Genomic DNA, 15,325 nt, shown 5'->3' with positions numbered 1-15,325 from the left:
GATTACACGTATCCGTGATCTTCCACACCGAAACGTATGAGAATCGACGCTACCCCCTATCACTTGCTCGAGCACCCGGAACCCACCCACTCACTCGAGGTCGACCCGGCCGCTGGTGGCGCTGTTGAGCCGATCCCGCAGGGCCGCGCTCTCTGCGAGGGGAACCCGAACCGAAAACGAGACGTCGGCTCCGTAATCGGCGTCGAACTCGTGGCCCTCGCTCTCGAGGATGCTCCGAACCGTCCCCGAGTCGTCGTACTCGACGGTGATCGAGAGGGTTTCGTGGGGCCGGCGTTCGACGATCCCAGCCGCGTCGACCGCGTCTTTGACCGCCCGTGAGTACGCCCGTACGAGGCCGCCGACGCCCAGGTTGGTGCCGCCGTAGTAGCGGGTGACGACGACCGCACAGTTCTCGATATCCTGCTGCGTGAGGACGTTCAGCGCCGGCTTTCCGGCCGACCCCGACGGCTCGCCGTCGTCGCTCGAGTACTCCCGCAGGAGGTCGCCGTCGGCGTCGGCCCGCACCCGGTAGGCGGGGACGTTGTGCGTGGCGTCGTCGTACTCGGACTCGATCGCGTCGACGAACGCCTCGGCGGCGTCGACGGAGTCGACCGGCCGGGCGTGACCGATGAATTCGGACCCCTGGACGACGAACTCGGCCGTCGCGGGCTCCTCGAGCGTTCGAAACGAGCGGCTCACGGCCGGTCACCGCGTTCGGATCGCGTCCCGCCGTCACCGCGCGTGTCCGGGTCGTCGACCATAGCGGCGGTAGTTTCGCCGCCGAAAAGAGCGCATCGGTCCGATCCACGCGGAACCGTCGCCGTTTCCCTCGAAGTCGTTACGTCCTTCTCCGGGGCCGTCACACCCAACTCGAGGCTGTCACATCTTTCCCCGAAGCCGTCACGCCTTCCCCCGAAGCCGTCACGCCCTCCCCCGAAGCTATTGGCCTGGGCGTGGTGTTCCGTCCCATGACGCCGGACTCGAGCGAGCCCCCGATTGCGGACGAACTGATCAGCGCCTGTCGGACGACCGTCGGCGACGAACTCCGGAGTATCGCCTACTTCACCGAAGACCGGGTCGACCAGCTGTACCTTCGTGCCGACCTCGAGCAGACGGCCGATTTGGTCGGCTTCGCGGACCACGAGCGGTTCGGATTCCGGTCGCAGTCGGCTTACCGCAACACCGAACTCGGCGAGTACGAGGCGACGATTCGCATGTTCGAGAACGGCTACCTGACGCGGGTGATCCGGGGCGACCACGGCACCTGGGTCACCACGGACGAACTCTCGATCGAACGGTTCGAGGAGCTCACGAGCGCACTCGCGGCGATCCTCGGCGACGCGGATCCGGGCAACGGCGGCTGACGGAGGAAATAGCCGGGCGACGGCGGCCGACCACCCGCTTCCCGGTCACTGAATTTCGATCTTGCGCACGAACTCGAGGTTTCGCAACGCCGTGATGGCTTCGCCCGACAGTTCCTGGTCGGTGATGAGGTAGAGCCGGGGTTCGTCGGTGAACTCCGGATCCTCGCTGATCGTCTGGCGGATCGAGACGTCGTTGTCCGCGAGCGTGCCGGTGACGCCGGCGACGATACCCTTGGACTCCGGATCCGCCACCGCGATCGACAACACGGTGAGGTCGAGAACGGGCGCGAGATCCATCAGACTCGGCACTTGCGAGATGTTCTGGAAGATCCGCCGGAGTTCGGGATCCTCGAGAATGGTGTCGGTCGTCGAGTCGACGACCCGCCGATCCACGTCGATTTCGCGTGCGATTCCCGTGTTCGGAATCTCGATGCCGCCCGAGACGACTCGACCCTCGTCGTTGACGGAGAAGCCGCGCTCGAGTAACAGGCGGATGACCGCCTGCTGGCTCGGCGACCCCTCGAACTTCTCCATGATCTCGTCGAACATTTGCCGGATCTACGGCCCCGTCCGTATAATGGTCGGTGGTTGAGACGGAACCGTCTGACTGACGTTTTTAGGGTGGCGAGTACTACCCCCGCTCATGCGAGCACTTCGCAGCTGTGACTTCTGTGAGGACGACGCCGCCGGGACGTTCGAGGTCCTCCCGGCGGAACTCGAGCCGACGGAGGACGAACAACGCCGCGTCGTCCTCTGTCGCGAGTGCAAAGACCAACTCGAGGCGCTGCTCGAGCCGTTGCTCGCCCGGGCCGGCGCGACGGGCGATCCGTCCACGAGCGGAGGCCGATCGACGCCAGAAAACCTGGGCGGGTCGGCCACGGAAGACCGACGCAGTTCGACGGCGGAAGACCGACGCAGTTCGACGGCGGAAGACCGAAACAGCTCGACGGCGGAAGACCGAAACGGTCCAGAACCGAAACCGAAAGACGACCCGGACGCACCTGAAAGCGAGTCGGGAACCGTCGTCGCCTCCGCAAACGAGACGACGCGGAAACGAGACCGAACGGCGAGCCCGAACGCGACCGTCTCCGAGGGCGAACCCGAACCGAACGCGAAAACGGGAATTACACTCGAGCAAGGCGAGCCGAGTCCGGAACCGGAGGGAACTGGTGAACGCGACGAGTCCAATGGCGCTGGTGAACGCGACGAGCCCAGTTCGAACTCGAGGGAAACAGTCGAACAAGACGACTCCGTGTCGGAGTCAGAGCGACCACCCGAAGAGGGCGAAGGCGGATCGACCCGTCGCTCCGAAGGGGACGAAGGCGCATCGGCCCGACGCTCCGAAGGAGAACAAAACGGATCGACCCACCGTTCCGAATCGGTCGACTCGAACGCCGGTTCTCGACGGGAAACGACGACAGCAACCGACTCGAGGAACGCGAGCAAGCAGACGACGACAGCAACCGACTCGAGGAACGCGAGCAAGCAGACGAGGCCGCGAAGATACGCCAAAGCGGTCCGACTGCTGCAAAATCGGGAGTTTCCGATGGAACGCGGGGCCGTCGAGTCGTTGATCGCCGGCGCGTACGACCTCGAGTCCCACGAAACCGAGGCGATCGTCGATCACGCACTCGAGACCGACGAGTTCGTCGAACGCGGCGGGAAACTCCACCGGTCGTAGCCGACGCCGAGCGGGCTACAACGTCCCTTTCGTGCTCGGCGTTCCGTCCCGACGGTCGTCGATCCGCGTCGCGTCGTCGAGCGATCGGGCCAGACACTTGAACAGCGCCTCGACCTCGTGGTGGGCGTTCTCGCCGTCGACCTCGAGGTGGAGCGTCACGCCGGCGTGGGTGGCAAGGGACTCGCCGAAGTGTCTCGCCATGTCGCTCGTAAACTCCCCAACGGTGTCCTGGGAGAACGACCCGTCGAAGTAATATCGCGGCCGACCGCTCACGTCGACGACCGCACCGGCGACCGCTTCGTCGAGCGGGACGCGCCGATCGGCGTAGCGGACGATCGCCGATCGATCGCCGAGGGCCTCGTCGAATGCCGTCCCGATGACGATCGCGACGTCCTCGACCGTGTGGTGGTCGTCGATCTCGAGGTCGCCGTCGCAGTCGATCTCGAGGTCGAAGAGGCCGTGTTTCGCGAACGCCTCGAGCATGTGATCGAAGAACCCGATCCCCGTCTCGACCGCCGCAGTCCCGTCCCCGTCGATCGCGATCGTACACTCGATCGCCGTCTCCGCCGTCTCGCGCGTTACGGTCGCGGTTCGCTCGCTCATGTCGAAGCGATCGCACTACCAGTACAAGGGGATTGCGCTCGCGGTGGGAGGACCCGTTTCGGCCGGGGTTTGATCCGAGCCGCCCCATCGCGAGACGAACTCGAGTGCGAATTTTACTGGGGCCGCTAAGAACAGGTTATAAAACGTCTGCGGCGTTCTAAAAGCGTCGAGAAACGTGGTTGACACAGGTTACGATACTAAAACGGACCGAAACCAAGACAATATTCACTCCATTATATGATCGGAGGAGCGAATGTCGTTCGTACGAAGAGGTGCCCCGACTCGATGTCAAATCACTCTCCACTCCCGAACGAATCTATCGGTCCGTCAGGTCCGGAATCGGATCGACGATCCGGGACCAGTCGTCTCGTCCGCTCGCTCAAAGGCCCCGCACAGTTCCTGTCGTTCTGGGTCGCGATTGCACTCCCGTTCGTCCATCTCCCGCTGCTCGCACAGGGCCTCGGCGATATCGGCGTCACGACCGCGTTCTTCGCCCTTCTGGCGATCAACGTCCTCGCCCTGTACGTCGGCCACGGCTACAATCAGGAGTGAAACCGGATGATAGAGATTCGAGGGGAACGCCAGCGAACCACCGCGCTGTGACAGGCACAGACCATCCGGACCAGTCTCCAAATCGGTACCGTTCGAACCAGTCTCCGAACCCATTCGGTCTCCGAACACATTATTTTCTCCCGCGCAAAACGGCCAGTAACCGATGAGAGTCCGCGTCGACTGGCGCTCGAGTTGTAGTCTCACGGGGGCGGTGCTGAAGTGGCTTTCAGTGCCGCTCGTAGCCCCCGCGATGCTCGCGGTCATCGACGGCGACGACCCGGTTCCGTTTCTGGTCGCGATCGCGCTCACCGTCGTCGCCGGAGTCGCTCTCGAGCGGTTGAGCGACGACCGCGAACTCCACCAGCGAGAGGCGTTTCTGATGGTCGCGCTCACGTGGCTCGGCATCGCCGTCGTCGGAGCCGTGCCGTTTTTCCTCGCCGGACTCGGAGCCGACGGAAACTCCTCGTTTTCCGGGATCGTCGACGGGCCGATAAACGCCCTCTTCGAAAGTATGAGCGGGCTAACGACGACCGGCGCGACGATCATGAACGGGTGGGACTTCGAGAACCAGTCGCGTGCGATCTTGCTCTGGCGACAGCTCATCCAGTGGCTCGGCGGCCTGGGAATCCTGATCGTCACGATCGGCTTGCTCTCGCATCTGATGGTCGGCGGTGCCCAGCTCATGGAAACCGAAACGCAGACCAGAAGCGTCCGAAAGCTCCGACCGCACATCTCCGAGACGGCCCGGCTCATCTGGGGCATCTACGTCGGAATTACGGTGCTCGCGGTCGCCGTCTTCTACGGACTCCACCTGATCGGACTCGCGCCGAACATGACGCTTTTCAACGCCGTCTCCCACGCGCTCACGAGCGTCGCGACGGCTGGATTCTCGCCGGAATCCCAGAGCATCGCCGCGTTCGAGCCGATCGTCCAGTGGTCGATCATGCCATTCATGATCGTCGGCTCGACCAACTTCGTCCTGCTTTACTACGTCACGCGCGGAGAGTTCGAACGGCCCTTCGAGTCCGAAGAGTTTCGGTTCTATCTAGGGGCGCTCGTCTGCTTTAGTGCGGTCGTCGTCGCCATCCTCGCGTTCGACCCCGAAATCGAGATGGGCCTCGAGCCGACGATTCGTCACGGCCTGTTCAACGTGGTCTCGCTGGTGACGACGACCGGCTACGCCTCGACGGACTTCGACCTCTGGACCCCCGGCGCGAAGCACGTGCTCTTTCTCTGTATGTTCATCGGCGGGATGGCCGGCAGCACGACCTGTTCGATCAAATCGCTGCGGTGGCTGATCGTCCTCAAGGCGTTTCGCCGGAACCTCTTCACCTCCGCTCATCCCGCTGCAGTCCGCCCGATCCGCCTCGGACGTGACGTCATCGACGAGGAGACGATCAACGACGTCTTCGGCTACGTCATGCTCGCGATCGTCATCTTCTTCCTGCTCACGATCGTCCTCGTCGTCGACGCGGCTCGAGCCGGCGAGTTCGTCACCGAGTTCGAAGCCCTCGGTGCCGCCGCATCGATCTTCCTGAACATCGGTCCCGCCTTCGGGATGGCCGGTCCGATGGACAACTACGCCGGCTTTCCCGCCAGCTCTCGAGCGGTTATGGTCGTCATGATGTGGATCGGCCGCATCGAAATCGTTCCCGTCCTCGTCCTCCTGTTGCCGGCGTTCTGGCGATCCTGACGGGAGACGGGCGCGCGGCCGAGGCGATTCACCCGAAAACCTCGCCCCGCCGCTCGTGTGCCATCTCTCGAGCGAAGTCGGCCGCGACGTCGTCGCCGAACTCGCGTTCGAGTAGCCACAGCGCCAGGTCGATACCGGAGGTGACGCCGCCGGCGGTGAGGACGTCGCCGTCGTCGACGACTCGTTCGTCGACTACGTTCGCGTCCGTGGCCGCGAGGTCCGCCGTGGCGACGTGATGGGTCGTCGCGGGGCGGCCCTCGAGCAGCCCCGCTTCGGCGAGGATCATCGCGCCGGTACAGACCGACGCGACCGTGGCACCCGCGGCGAATCGCTCGTCGACCGCCTTTGGGAGGACGCCGTCCTCGACGACGGCACGGACCCCCTCGTTCGCCGTCGTCCAGCCGCCGCCGGGGACGACCAGCAGATCCGGCTCGCCGAGCGTCCCGTGGGGCTCGACGCGGAGGCCGTGACTCGCCGTCACGACGTCGGTCTCCTCGAGCGTCACGAGATTCGTCTCGATCGACGCCCCGGCCTGCGCGCCGTTTGCGAGCACTTCGTACGGACCGATCGCGTCGAGTTCGTCGAACCTCTCGAAGAGGACGATTTCGGCGGAGATATCGACCATAACCGGAGTTCGACGCTGGGAGGGATACGCGTTGTGCCTGGGGAAACTGCCGCGAAACGTCGTGCGCGTGAGGGCTGCCCACGAAACGGACTCGAGGGACCAACCCACCACCAACGCGGTCCGGCGCTGTCGACTGCCGATGCAGTCCGGCGCTGTCGACTACCGATGCAGTCCGGTGTTGGTGCCCACTAACTCTGGATCGACTTCTCGCCGACCGCCGTCCGACTCGTACTACTGGCCGCCCGCGTCGATGGCCTCTGTGACGTCCGTTCGAAGCCCCGCGAGCAACTCGCGGGAGCAGGCACCGACGAACCAGTCCTCGCCGGCGTCCGTCTCGAGTCCGCTCTCCGCTGCGAACAGTTCGCCCAGCAACTGTTCTTCCCGATCCGGACGGTAACAGACGATTCCGTCCAGCCGACCGCGGGCGAGCAGCCCCCAGTGGACCGTCGGCGACCAACTCTCGAGGCGGCGCTTGCACCGGGACTCGAGTGCGCGGTTGATCGATTCCGAAATCGCTGCGTGCTCCGGACGGCGTTTGACGTCGTGGCCGATGACGGAGACGACGGTGGCCGTCGACGGGTTCACGTTCCGCTCGTCGTGACCGCTACGCTCGTCACCACCGCTAACGGGTCGACCGTTGTAGCGGACGCCCTCGCCGCGCGTTCCGACGTAGAGGTCGTCGAGCATCGGAACGTACGCGACCCCGAGAACCGGTTCACCGGCCTCGAGAACCGTAACCGCCGTCGCGAACGACGGGAGGCCGGACTCGAAGTTGTTCGTGCCGTCGAGGGGATCGACGATCCACTCGTAGGCTCCGCCGTCACCGTCGTGGATACCGGATTCCTCGGCGTCGATCCGGTGGTCCGGAAAGCGAGATCGAACGACCTCGAGGAGTCGACGCTCGGACGCCGTGTCCGCGCTCGATTTCACGTCGTGGTCGAGGCGCTCGGCGTCGGTCTCCCCCGAGCGGTAGGCTTCGCGCAGATAGTTTCCGCCGGCGGTGCAGGCCTCGATCGCGGTCGCCTCGAGTTCCGAGAGTGGCGGGGCCATGACACTACTGGTTCGTACGTGGCCAGATGGGAATTTCGATTCGGGTCGGCCGTCGTCTCCAGTCGGACGATTCTTGTCCGACGACCGAAACAATCGCGTATGGACGGACAACAGGCGGTCGCCGACTTCGTCGAGACGCACGACCTCGAGACGCCACCCGCGTTCAGGCTGCTCGATCTCGTCTCGGAAGTGGGCGAACTGGGCAAGGACGCGAACGAGTCGACCGACTACGGCGCGTCGCCCGACGACCTCGAGATCGCGTCGGACGAGATCGGCGACGTTCTGTTCGCGGCGCTGGCGCTGGCCGACTCGCTGGAAATCGACGCGGGCGAGGCCCTCGAGGAGGCCCTCGAGAAGTACGAACGGCGGATCGAAGACAGCGAGACGCCGGGGTCGGGAGCGTAAGGCAAAGAACTCACGGACCCGCGTCGGTGTCCACCTCGAGGACGGTCGCCGCCGCCTCGCGGACGTCCTCGAGTCGGTCCTCCGGCGCGTAGACGCCGAGTCGCCATATCTCCCGCGCACAGGCATCGAGGCCCGCGACGAGCGACGACAGCTCCTCGAGCCGGCGGACCTCGCCGTCGACGACGACTTTCGCACGGGACTCGGGCGAACTCGGCACCGTGGGACTGTCGACGACGACGGCGGCCGGATCGACGCCCGCGACGTCGGCGATTTCGCGCTCGAGGGCACGCGTCCGATCGTACCCGATACCGGCGACGTCCTCCGGAACTGCTCCTCGGCGAGCCCATATCGCCCGCTTGTACAGGTCGCGTTCTCTGATTCGGGTCGCGAACTCGGCCGTTCGCTCGTACTCCTCGAACGCCGCGAGTAGTTCCGCGTCGGTCAGCCGGGCGAACCGCTCGGGCTTGAGGACGCCGTCGGCCAGCAGGCGTTCGCTCGCTCGGTCGAGCATCGCACCGGCGATTCGGGAGACGTGGTGGCGGTAGACGGTCGCGTTCATCAGCGTCCGGGCGATCAGCGCGCTCTCGGCCGTCGCGACGGTGCCGTCCTCGAGGGCGAGTTCGCCGTCGACGACCCGGAGCGCGTACAGAAGGCGGGCGTGGTCGATCGTCCCGTAGGGAACGCCGGTGTGGTGGGCGTCGCGCACGAGGTAATCCATCCGGTCGACGTCGAGCGCGCCGGAGACGAGTTCGCCGAGCGGGCCGCGACCGTCGACCGTCGCGGCGACCGCTTGCGGCTCGAGGCCGTACTCGGTGAGGACCCGGCCCAGATCGGTGTCGGCGAGCAGCCACTCGATCTCGTCGTGGTGGCGGCCGAGGTGGCGCTCGATCGCTGCTTCGGTCTGGTGGCCGAACGGACCGTGTCCGGCGTCGTGGACCAGCGCGGCGGCCCGAAGCCGGTCGGCCAGGTCCGCCTCGAGGCCCAGTTGCTCGACGGCACGCGAGGCGAGGTGGTAGACCCCGAGACTGTGCTCGAATCGAGTGTGGTTGGCCGAGGGATAGACGAGCTGGACCGTGCTCAACTGGCGAACGTAGCGGAGTCGTTGCATCGCGGCGGTGTCGAGAAGCGCCTCCGCCATCGGACGGAGTTCGATGTAGTCGTGAACGCTATCCTTGACCGTAGTCATGGTCGAACATCGGGAGTCGGGACCTTAGCCCCGGTGGTCTCGAACGATCCCGGTGGTCTCGAACAGCACCGACGGTCTCGAACAGCACCGACGGTCTCGAACAGCACCGACGGTCTCGAACAGCACCGACGGTCTCGAACGATCCCGGTGGTCTCGAACAGCTCCAGCATTCTCGAACTACTCCGGCGGCCGTCCCCGGGAGACGAGCGGCGAGACCCGACGATCACAGGATCCGCCGATCGATCTGGCGGTAGGTTTCCTCGAGCGAGTCGGAGTTGTCGACGACGACGTGATCCCGCTCGAGCGATTCGAAGGAGTCACGGACGTGTTCGTACACCTCGACGTCGGCGTCGCTGACGTCACCCTCGCGGGCGGCCAGACGCTGTTTGACGACGGTTTCTTCACAGGAGACCTGCACGAAAAGCGAGTGAGCTCCCGCTTCCCGGGCGAGTTCGTCCGCGCGGTCGCGAAGGCCCCGCGTTCGAAACGTCGCATCGAGGACGACGCTCGATCCGGTCTCGAGGTCCGTTCGGGCGCGCTCGAGCAGTTCCTCGTAGGTCGCGAGCGTCTCCTCGGTCGTGTACCTCGGATCGGGAAACAGCTCCTTTCGGATCTCGTCGCTTCGGTAGCGTTCGGCCGACGTGTTCGCGGCAGTGTAGGCTGACGCTGCGGATTTTCCCACCCCTGGCAGCCCGCAGTAGACGGTCAACGTAGGGCGTTCCACGGCACACGTTCTGGAATGCACCTACTAAATCGGACCGGTATCGCCGTCGTTCATACGGATTGCTGTCACTGTGTACCGGATCGACCGCGGGACTGGCCGGTCGCTCCGGTACTGACGTACAGTAAACCGTATCAGTCGGTGGCCTGTGCTCTCTGGTTGCCGGGAGGGACACAGCCCGTTTGCGGCCACGTCGGTGATGATCTCTAACGATCCGTATCGGAACCAACGGACGGATACACGATTTTCACCGTTCGTTCTGAAAGAGCGGACAATCCGGTAGTTCGGATCATCATTGACTTTATAGTGATTCGATTGTCCTTCTAGACATGGTCCGGAAATCACGCTGTGGTGGCAGCAATCGGCGAACGTTCCTGAAGGCAACCGGTGGGATTGCGATTACCAGCGCGGTCGCCGGCTGTCTCGGTGAGAACGGAAACGGTGATGGAAACGGTGTAGACGACGGCAACGGGGACGGAGATACCGACGATGGAAACGGCAACGGAGCCGCCGACGCCGATCCCGTTCGGTTCGTCCTCAATCCGGCCGAAGAGCAGACGGACATCATCGAAGAGTACACGCCGATGGCGGAGTACTTAGAGGCCGAAACGGGTGCGGAAATCGACCTGATTCGTGCCGGCAGCTACGTCGAGACGCTCACCGCCCTCGAGACGGATCAGGCGGACATCGCCGACACCTCGCCGACGGCTGTGCCCGGCGGCGCAGGGTTTGCAGACGTGATCGGAATGCGAACGGCGTTCGGCGGACCGCTTTACTTCTCGACGATCGTGACCACGCCGGACAGCGACATCGAGGAACTCGCTGACCTCGAGGGAGAGACGGTGACGGTCGGCTCCGCGCTCTCGCTGAGCGGAACGCTGGCCCCGACGCTGATGCTGAGCGATGCCGGTCTCGACGTCGGGGACTTCCCGGACGGGAACGCGGTCGATCTGGAACTGCAGACCGCCGGCGATCACGACACGTCACGCGAACAGATGATCAACGACCCGGGCGTGGCGGCCGCGGGGACGGGTGCGTTCGCCTCCGCGCCACAGATCCCCCAGGAGCAGTTCGACGACTATCCGGAGTTCGTCGAACACTCCGCGGAGTACGACGGCGCTGGCTCCGATATCGACGACGACAACCCCGAACTCCAGCTTCTCGCCGTCTCGGATCCGCTTCCGCGTGCACCGATCATGGCCCGAAGCGACTGGGACGATCCGGTCCGTGAAGACATCGAAGCGGCGTTGGTCGCCGCCGACGAGGAAGACCTGATCCCCGAAGACGTCGACGAGGACTACGAACTCTGGTTTACCGGCATCGAAGAAGCCGACCGGAGCGACTACGAACCCGTCGAAGACGTACTCGACGAACTCGGCCTCGAGTTCGAGGACTTCTCGTAACGCTCGATCGAGAGCCAGACGACCACACTAGTTACAATGTCCGCGATTCGCGTCGAAAATCTCACGAAACGATTCGGCGAAACCGTCGCGCTCGACGACGTCAGCTTCGAGGTTCCGGAAGGGGAGTTCGCAATCGTCCTCGGCGTCTCGGGGTCCGGAAAGTCGACGCTCCTCCGGTGTATCAACGGGCTCACACACCCGACAGACGGGCAGGTGTTCGTCCAGGGCGACCCGGTTACCTCACACCGGGACGACGTCGCGATGGTTTTCCAGCAACACAACATCATCGGCGGGATGAGCGCGTACTCGAACGCACTCACCGGCGCGCTCGGCCGAACCGACCTGCTCCGGAGCGTCCTCCGACTCAACAAGCGCTCGGACAAGGTGCGAGCGCTCGAGGCGCTCGATACGGTCGGTCTGCTCGGGGAGGCCGAACAGCGTGCGGGCCGCATGAGCGGCGGCCAGCAACAGCGCGTGGGGATCGCCCGCGCGCTCGTCCAGGAACCCGACATCCTCCTCGCGGACGAACCGGTCGCGAGTCTCGATCCTGGCAGTTCACAGACGGTGATGCGATATCTCCGGGGTGCGGCCGAAGAGCGTGGACTGACGGCGATGATCAGCCTCCACCAGGTGAATCTGGCCCGGCAGTTCGGCGAGCGGTTCATCGGACTCGCCGACGGAGAGGTCGTGTTCGACGGCTACAGCGACGAACTCACGTTCGACGTCATCGATCGCCTGTACGGCGGGATCGACATGGAGGAGTTCCTCGCCGGTGAGAACGGCCACTCCGAGGTGACCGGATGAGTTCCTCCCCGATCGAGCAACGACTCGCGGAGATCCGGCTGACTCGACGGGTTCGGTGGGTACTGTACGCCCTCGGAGTGGTCCTGTTCGGGGCTTTGCTCTATCGGTCGCTGATAGCGGTCGAGTTCTCGGCTTCTGACCTCTATCAGCAGTGGCCGATCTTCGTCGACGCGTTGCGAAACTACGTGCCCGACTGGTGGTTCATCGTCGAACGGAACCTCTTCAGGGAGTCGGGAATCACCCTCGCGATCGGCTTCGCCGGAACCGTCTTCGGGATTCCGCTCGCGTTACTTCTCGGCGTCCTCGGAAGCGGCCGCGTCACTCCCTTCCCGTTTAACTTCATCTTCCGGGGAATCATGGGCGTCTCCCGGGCGATCCCGGCGCTCGTCTGGTTCCTGATCTTCCTCCCGCTGGCGGGACTCTCGCCGCTTTCCGCGACGATCGCCGTCGCGGTCAGTACGATCGGGAACCTCGGCAGGCTGTTCACCGACGAACTCGAGGAGGTAAGCGACGGGCCGATCGAGGCCATGCAGACGACCGGCGCGTCGAAGAGTCAGACCGTCATCTTCGGAATGTTGAGTCAGGTCAAAACCTCCTTCGTCGCCTGGACGCTGTACATCTTCGAGGTGAACGTCCGGGTCGCCGTCACGCTTGGTCTGCTCGGCGGCGGCGGCATCGGCGAGATCATTCAGGTCCAGCAGGGGCTTCGCAACTTCCCCAACATGATGGCCGGCATCGTGGTCGTGCTCGTCCTGATCATCGCCGTCGAGATGGTCAGCCAGCGGATCCGCTCGTACCTCCGCGAGGACAAGGAAGCCGGTGGCCTGATCCAGCTCCTCGTCGGCTTCCCACAGCGGATGGCCGAATCCGCACTCAAGTAACTCGAGCGTCGGTTTTTTGGTCCGACCGGAACGGCTGATCCGGGCGAATCGGCTCGACTGCTGTCCGCGAGCGAGTTCGTGATCGATCCCGGGTCCAATACTGGCGGACAGAACTATTCGGCGATCGGTCGCTCTCCTGTGGCCGTCTCCGATGGCGACGGCCGCGAATTCGCGACTGACGTCTCACTGACTTCTGCCCCACAGTATAAGTACGAAGCCGCGGCCAACGTCGGCATGATCGACGACGCGATTCGCGTGCTCGCGGGCGATTGCACCGTGATCTCGGAGGCCGGCGACCGCGAGGAGTACCGCGGGAGAGTGACGACGATGGTCAAGCCCGACAACACCGTCCTCGTCCACGACGTCGACGGCTACCAGCCGGTCGCCTGGCTCACCCGCGCCGACAGCGTCTCGAGCGAGCGCGCCGACGGCTTCTCGCTCGTCGCGAAGAAAGACGACCGGACGCTTCGCATCGCCGCCCACGACCAGGACGGGTTCGCCCACTATCCGTCCTCCGCGGCCGGGAGGCCGGTCGGAACCTGTCCGGACTGCGACGGCGCACTCGTGCGCTCGTCGGGGGTCAACTGCGTCGACTGCGGGACCCGCTACGGCGTTCCCGCCGACGCGACGGTCCGCACCGATCAGAGCAACTGCGACTGTGGTCTCCCCCGGATGCGTATCGAGCGCGGCCTCGCCTTTAACCTCTGTCTCGACCGGAACTGCGAGTCCCTCGACGACGCGGTCACGGAGGCGTTCGACCGCGAGTGGGGATGTCCCGAGGCGGATTGCGACGGCGACCTCCGGATCCTTCGACGCGGCGGCCTCATCGCCGGCTGCGAACGGTACCCCGAGTGTGACACCGGGTTCGCCCTCCCGGCGGGAGTCGTCAGCGGCGAGTGCGCCTGCGGGCTGCCGACGTTCGAGACGCAGACCGGAATCCGCTGTCTCGACGCCACCTGCGATCGGCCGGGAGAGCGGACGCTCGAGGCCGAACCGGCGAGCGACGACTGATTCGGATTGTGATGGCCGACTGCCGTCCCGACGTGGGGTGCAAACGCAGGCGTTTCGCGGTCCCACCGAGAGTGCCTTGCAACAATCCGTCTAACAACAGTCCGGACGAGTGTCCCTACTGGTGAGTCACCCCAGCCGACCGATCCACAGCCACTTAGTGGCCCCCGGCTAACCCACGGTTATGTCACTCGAGGGGAGCTACGACGTCGCGTCGAACGTCGTCCGCGTGGGCGGCGACGCCCGCCAGCGGTATCACGACTCGCGGGGGTACGGCTATCCGCTGTCCGGAAACGAGATCGCGCTGGCCCCGGTGGAGGCGGCACACTTGCTCTTTCGCGGCGACCTCGAGGCGGTCGTCGACGAAGAGAGTGACGAGCGACTCGATTTTCGAACGTTCATCGCCCGCGAACCGGGCGAGAGCTTCGGCGTCAGGTTTCTCGTCTACGCCGACCTGCGATCCCGCGGGTTCTACCTGTCGCCGGCCGCAGAGCCGTGGGTCGCCGACCCGCCCGCGAGCGATTTCGCGGTCTTCCCCCGCGGGAAAGGCCCCGGTGACGACGAGATCGCCTACGCCCTGCGGATCATCGGCGAGCGGACGGACGTCGCGGCGGACGACCTCGCCGACGGCGTGCTGGCGGTCGTCGACGAGGAGAGCGAGATCACATACTTCGACGTGAACCCGGTGGATCCTCAGGGCACTTCCGAGTCCGCGCTCCCCGACGGCTGTGGGGCCGACCTGCTGGCCGATCGCGTCGTCGTCTGGGACCCTCCGCTGGCGCTGTACGAGGAGGCGTTTTACGGCCAACCGCTCGAGGGGCGGGAGTACGATCGGCCGACGCTCCAGTGTTCGTTGCTCGAGGCGACCTACCTCGCCGAGGAGGGCGCGATCGACCTCGCGCCCGAGACGGTTCGAGAGCGCGGTCGGGAGGTCGAGGGTGAGCGATTCGAGCGACGATTGCGCGTCTACGCGGAACTTCGCGATCGGGGTGTCGTCCCCAAGACCGGCTACAAGTTCGGCGCGGACTTTCGGACGTACGCGAACGTCGAGTCGGTCGACGAACTGGGCCACTCCGAACTCCTGGTCCGCGTCCACCCGTCGACGTACGTCTTCGAGCCGCGAGATCTCGCGCTCGACGTCCGACTCGCCCACGGCGTCCGCAAGACGATGGTGTTCGCGCTCGTCGGCGAGGGCGGCGGGATCGAGTGGTGGTCGCTCGAGCGGTTGACGCCGTGATACGGGTTACTGTCCGTCATGTCCGGAGTACCGGGCACCGTCCCGCGGTCTCCGGTACACAGGTACAGGAATCCGTATGAGAGTTAAGCGGCGATTCGGGAGACGAGGTCGT

General features: G+C 65.1%; 17 protein-coding genes. 10 read left to right on the top strand and 7 right to left on the bottom strand.

Annotated features, from left to right (window positions below):
- Nucleotides 1–90: 90 nt before the first annotated feature.
- Nucleotides 91–699, bottom strand: coding sequence for an IMPACT family protein (locus EA473_RS09195; protein WP_124195369.1), 609 nt, complete (start codon nucleotides 697–699; stop codon nucleotides 91–93).
- A 269-nt stretch (nucleotides 700–968) separates the two neighbouring features.
- On the opposite strand from EA473_RS09195, the gene EA473_RS09190 reads away from it, so the two are divergent.
- Entirely contained in the window at nucleotides 969–1,364 is a 396-nt protein-coding gene (locus EA473_RS09190; RefSeq protein ID WP_124195368.1) for a DUF7522 family protein, read from the top strand.
- A 45-nt stretch (nucleotides 1,365–1,409) separates the two neighbouring features.
- Here EA473_RS09190 and EA473_RS09185 read toward each other — a convergent pair whose 3' ends face one another.
- Nucleotides 1,410–1,913, bottom strand: a complete 504-nt coding sequence (locus EA473_RS09185) for an amino acid-binding protein (RefSeq protein WP_124195367.1) — start codon at nucleotides 1,911–1,913, stop codon at nucleotides 1,410–1,412.
- A 94-nt stretch (nucleotides 1,914–2,007) separates the two neighbouring features.
- Between EA473_RS09185 and EA473_RS09180 the strand changes: the two genes are divergently transcribed.
- Nucleotides 2,008–3,045 carry a hypothetical protein gene (locus tag EA473_RS09180; RefSeq protein ID WP_124195366.1) on the top strand — a complete coding sequence of 346 codons (1,038 nt, stop codon included), beginning with the start codon at nucleotides 2,008–2,010 and terminating at the stop codon, nucleotides 3,043–3,045.
- Between the two features lie 15 nt (nucleotides 3,046–3,060).
- On the opposite strand, the gene hisB is transcribed toward EA473_RS09180, so the two are convergent.
- Nucleotides 3,061–3,648: an imidazoleglycerol-phosphate dehydratase HisB gene (hisB, locus tag EA473_RS09175; RefSeq protein WP_124195365.1), complete on the bottom strand. Its 588-nt coding sequence runs from the start codon at nucleotides 3,646–3,648 to the stop codon at nucleotides 3,061–3,063.
- Between the two features lie 285 nt (nucleotides 3,649–3,933).
- Here hisB and EA473_RS09170 point away from each other — a divergent pair, with 285 nt between their 5' ends.
- Both EA473_RS09170 and EA473_RS09165 read left to right on the top strand, forming a co-directional pair.
- On the top strand, nucleotides 3,934–4,200 hold the full coding sequence (locus tag EA473_RS09170) for a hypothetical protein (RefSeq protein WP_124195364.1): 267 nt from the start codon (nucleotides 3,934–3,936) through the stop codon (nucleotides 4,198–4,200).
- A gap of 163 nt (nucleotides 4,201–4,363) precedes the next feature.
- On the top strand, nucleotides 4,364–5,893 hold the full coding sequence (locus tag EA473_RS09165; RefSeq protein ID WP_124195363.1) for a TrkH family potassium uptake protein: 1,530 nt from the start codon (nucleotides 4,364–4,366) through the stop codon (nucleotides 5,891–5,893).
- Between the two features lie 28 nt (nucleotides 5,894–5,921).
- Here EA473_RS09165 and EA473_RS09160 read toward each other — a convergent pair whose 3' ends face one another.
- Both EA473_RS09160 and EA473_RS09155 read right to left on the bottom strand, forming a co-directional pair.
- Nucleotides 5,922–6,518, bottom strand: a complete 597-nt coding sequence (locus tag EA473_RS09160) for a DJ-1/PfpI family protein (protein ID WP_124195362.1) — start codon at nucleotides 6,516–6,518, stop codon at nucleotides 5,922–5,924.
- A gap of 231 nt (nucleotides 6,519–6,749) precedes the next feature.
- Nucleotides 6,750–7,568 carry an inositol monophosphatase family protein gene (locus tag EA473_RS09155; protein WP_124195361.1) on the bottom strand — a complete coding sequence of 273 codons (819 nt, stop codon included), beginning with the start codon at nucleotides 7,566–7,568 and terminating at the stop codon, nucleotides 6,750–6,752.
- 99 nt (nucleotides 7,569–7,667) lie between these two features.
- Between EA473_RS09155 and EA473_RS09150 the strand changes: the two genes are divergently transcribed.
- Nucleotides 7,668–7,973, top strand: a complete 306-nt coding sequence (locus EA473_RS09150; protein ID WP_124195360.1) for a MazG nucleotide pyrophosphohydrolase domain-containing protein — start codon at nucleotides 7,668–7,670, stop codon at nucleotides 7,971–7,973.
- A 10-nt stretch (nucleotides 7,974–7,983) separates the two neighbouring features.
- Here EA473_RS09150 and EA473_RS09145 read toward each other — a convergent pair whose 3' ends face one another.
- Together EA473_RS09145 and EA473_RS09140 are read right to left on the bottom strand one after the other, a co-directional pair.
- Nucleotides 7,984–9,159, bottom strand: a complete 1,176-nt coding sequence (locus EA473_RS09145) for an HD domain-containing protein (protein ID WP_124195359.1) — start codon at nucleotides 9,157–9,159, stop codon at nucleotides 7,984–7,986.
- Between the two features lie 223 nt (nucleotides 9,160–9,382).
- Nucleotides 9,383–9,883 carry an AAA family ATPase gene (locus tag EA473_RS09140; RefSeq protein ID WP_124195358.1) on the bottom strand — a complete coding sequence of 167 codons (501 nt, stop codon included), beginning with the start codon at nucleotides 9,881–9,883 and terminating at the stop codon, nucleotides 9,383–9,385.
- 326 nt (nucleotides 9,884–10,209) lie between these two features.
- Between EA473_RS09140 and EA473_RS09135 the strand changes: the two genes are divergently transcribed.
- The 5 genes from EA473_RS09135 (at nucleotide 10,210) to endA (ending at nucleotide 15,213) form a co-directional block, all read left to right on the top strand.
- Nucleotides 10,210–11,283, top strand: coding sequence for a PhnD/SsuA/transferrin family substrate-binding protein (locus EA473_RS09135; protein WP_124195357.1), 1,074 nt, complete (start codon nucleotides 10,210–10,212; stop codon nucleotides 11,281–11,283).
- Between the two features lie 36 nt (nucleotides 11,284–11,319).
- A complete protein-coding gene (phnC, locus tag EA473_RS09130; protein WP_124195356.1) occupies nucleotides 11,320–12,087 on the top strand; it encodes a phosphonate ABC transporter ATP-binding protein in 768 nt (255 codons plus the stop codon).
- On the top strand, nucleotides 12,084–12,968 hold the full coding sequence (gene phnE, locus EA473_RS09125) for a phosphonate ABC transporter, permease protein PhnE (protein WP_124195355.1): 885 nt from the start codon (nucleotides 12,084–12,086) through the stop codon (nucleotides 12,966–12,968). The genes phnC and phnE overlap by 4 nt, the downstream gene beginning before the upstream one ends.
- A gap of 234 nt (nucleotides 12,969–13,202) precedes the next feature.
- Entirely contained in the window at nucleotides 13,203–13,979 is a 777-nt protein-coding gene (locus EA473_RS09120; protein WP_124195459.1) for a DUF91 domain-containing protein, read from the top strand.
- Between the two features lie 181 nt (nucleotides 13,980–14,160).
- A complete protein-coding gene (gene endA / locus EA473_RS09115) occupies nucleotides 14,161–15,213 on the top strand; it encodes a tRNA-intron lyase (protein ID WP_124195354.1) in 1,053 nt (350 codons plus the stop codon).
- Nucleotides 15,214–15,325: the final 112 nt, after the last annotated feature.

It is taken from the genome of Natrarchaeobius chitinivorans (genome assembly GCF_003841505.1).
In the GTDB taxonomy this organism is placed as follows: Archaea; Halobacteriota; Halobacteria; order Halobacteriales; family Natrialbaceae; genus Natrarchaeobius; species Natrarchaeobius chitinivorans.
Note: the sequence above shows the minus strand (reverse complement) of the source record. Positions and strands in the feature narration are given on the sequence as shown.

What these genes read in the sequence shown, in the direction of transcription:
- EA473_RS09190 (WP_124195368.1), top strand. Translation starts at nt 969, where the DNA reads ATGACGCCGGACTCGAGCGAGCCCCCGATTGCGGACGAACTGATCAGC.
- EA473_RS09185 (WP_124195367.1), bottom strand. Translation starts at nt 1,913, where the DNA reads ATGTTCGACGAGATCATGGAGAAGTTCGAGGGGTCGCCGAGCCAGCAG.
- EA473_RS09180 (WP_124195366.1), top strand. Translation starts at nt 2,008, where the DNA reads ATGCGAGCACTTCGCAGCTGTGACTTCTGTGAGGACGACGCCGCCGGG.
- hisB (WP_124195365.1), bottom strand. Translation starts at nt 3,648, where the DNA reads ATGAGCGAGCGAACCGCGACCGTAACGCGCGAGACGGCGGAGACGGCG.
- EA473_RS09170 (WP_124195364.1), top strand. Translation starts at nt 3,934, where the DNA reads ATGTCAAATCACTCTCCACTCCCGAACGAATCTATCGGTCCGTCAGGT.
- EA473_RS09165 (WP_124195363.1), top strand. Translation starts at nt 4,364, where the DNA reads ATGAGAGTCCGCGTCGACTGGCGCTCGAGTTGTAGTCTCACGGGGGCG.
- EA473_RS09160 (WP_124195362.1), bottom strand. Translation starts at nt 6,518, where the DNA reads ATGGTCGATATCTCCGCCGAAATCGTCCTCTTCGAGAGGTTCGACGAA.
- EA473_RS09155 (WP_124195361.1), bottom strand. Translation starts at nt 7,568, where the DNA reads ATGGCCCCGCCACTCTCGGAACTCGAGGCGACCGCGATCGAGGCCTGC.
- EA473_RS09150 (WP_124195360.1), top strand. Translation starts at nt 7,668, where the DNA reads ATGGACGGACAACAGGCGGTCGCCGACTTCGTCGAGACGCACGACCTC.
- EA473_RS09145 (WP_124195359.1), bottom strand. Translation starts at nt 9,159, where the DNA reads ATGACTACGGTCAAGGATAGCGTTCACGACTACATCGAACTCCGTCCG.
- EA473_RS09135 (WP_124195357.1), top strand. Translation starts at nt 10,210, where the DNA reads ATGGTCCGGAAATCACGCTGTGGTGGCAGCAATCGGCGAACGTTCCTG.
- phnC (WP_124195356.1), top strand. Translation starts at nt 11,320, where the DNA reads ATGTCCGCGATTCGCGTCGAAAATCTCACGAAACGATTCGGCGAAACC.
- phnE (WP_124195355.1), top strand. Translation starts at nt 12,084, where the DNA reads ATGAGTTCCTCCCCGATCGAGCAACGACTCGCGGAGATCCGGCTGACT.
- EA473_RS09120 (WP_124195459.1), top strand. Translation starts at nt 13,203, where the DNA reads ATGATCGACGACGCGATTCGCGTGCTCGCGGGCGATTGCACCGTGATC.
- endA (WP_124195354.1), top strand. Translation starts at nt 14,161, where the DNA reads ATGTCACTCGAGGGGAGCTACGACGTCGCGTCGAACGTCGTCCGCGTG.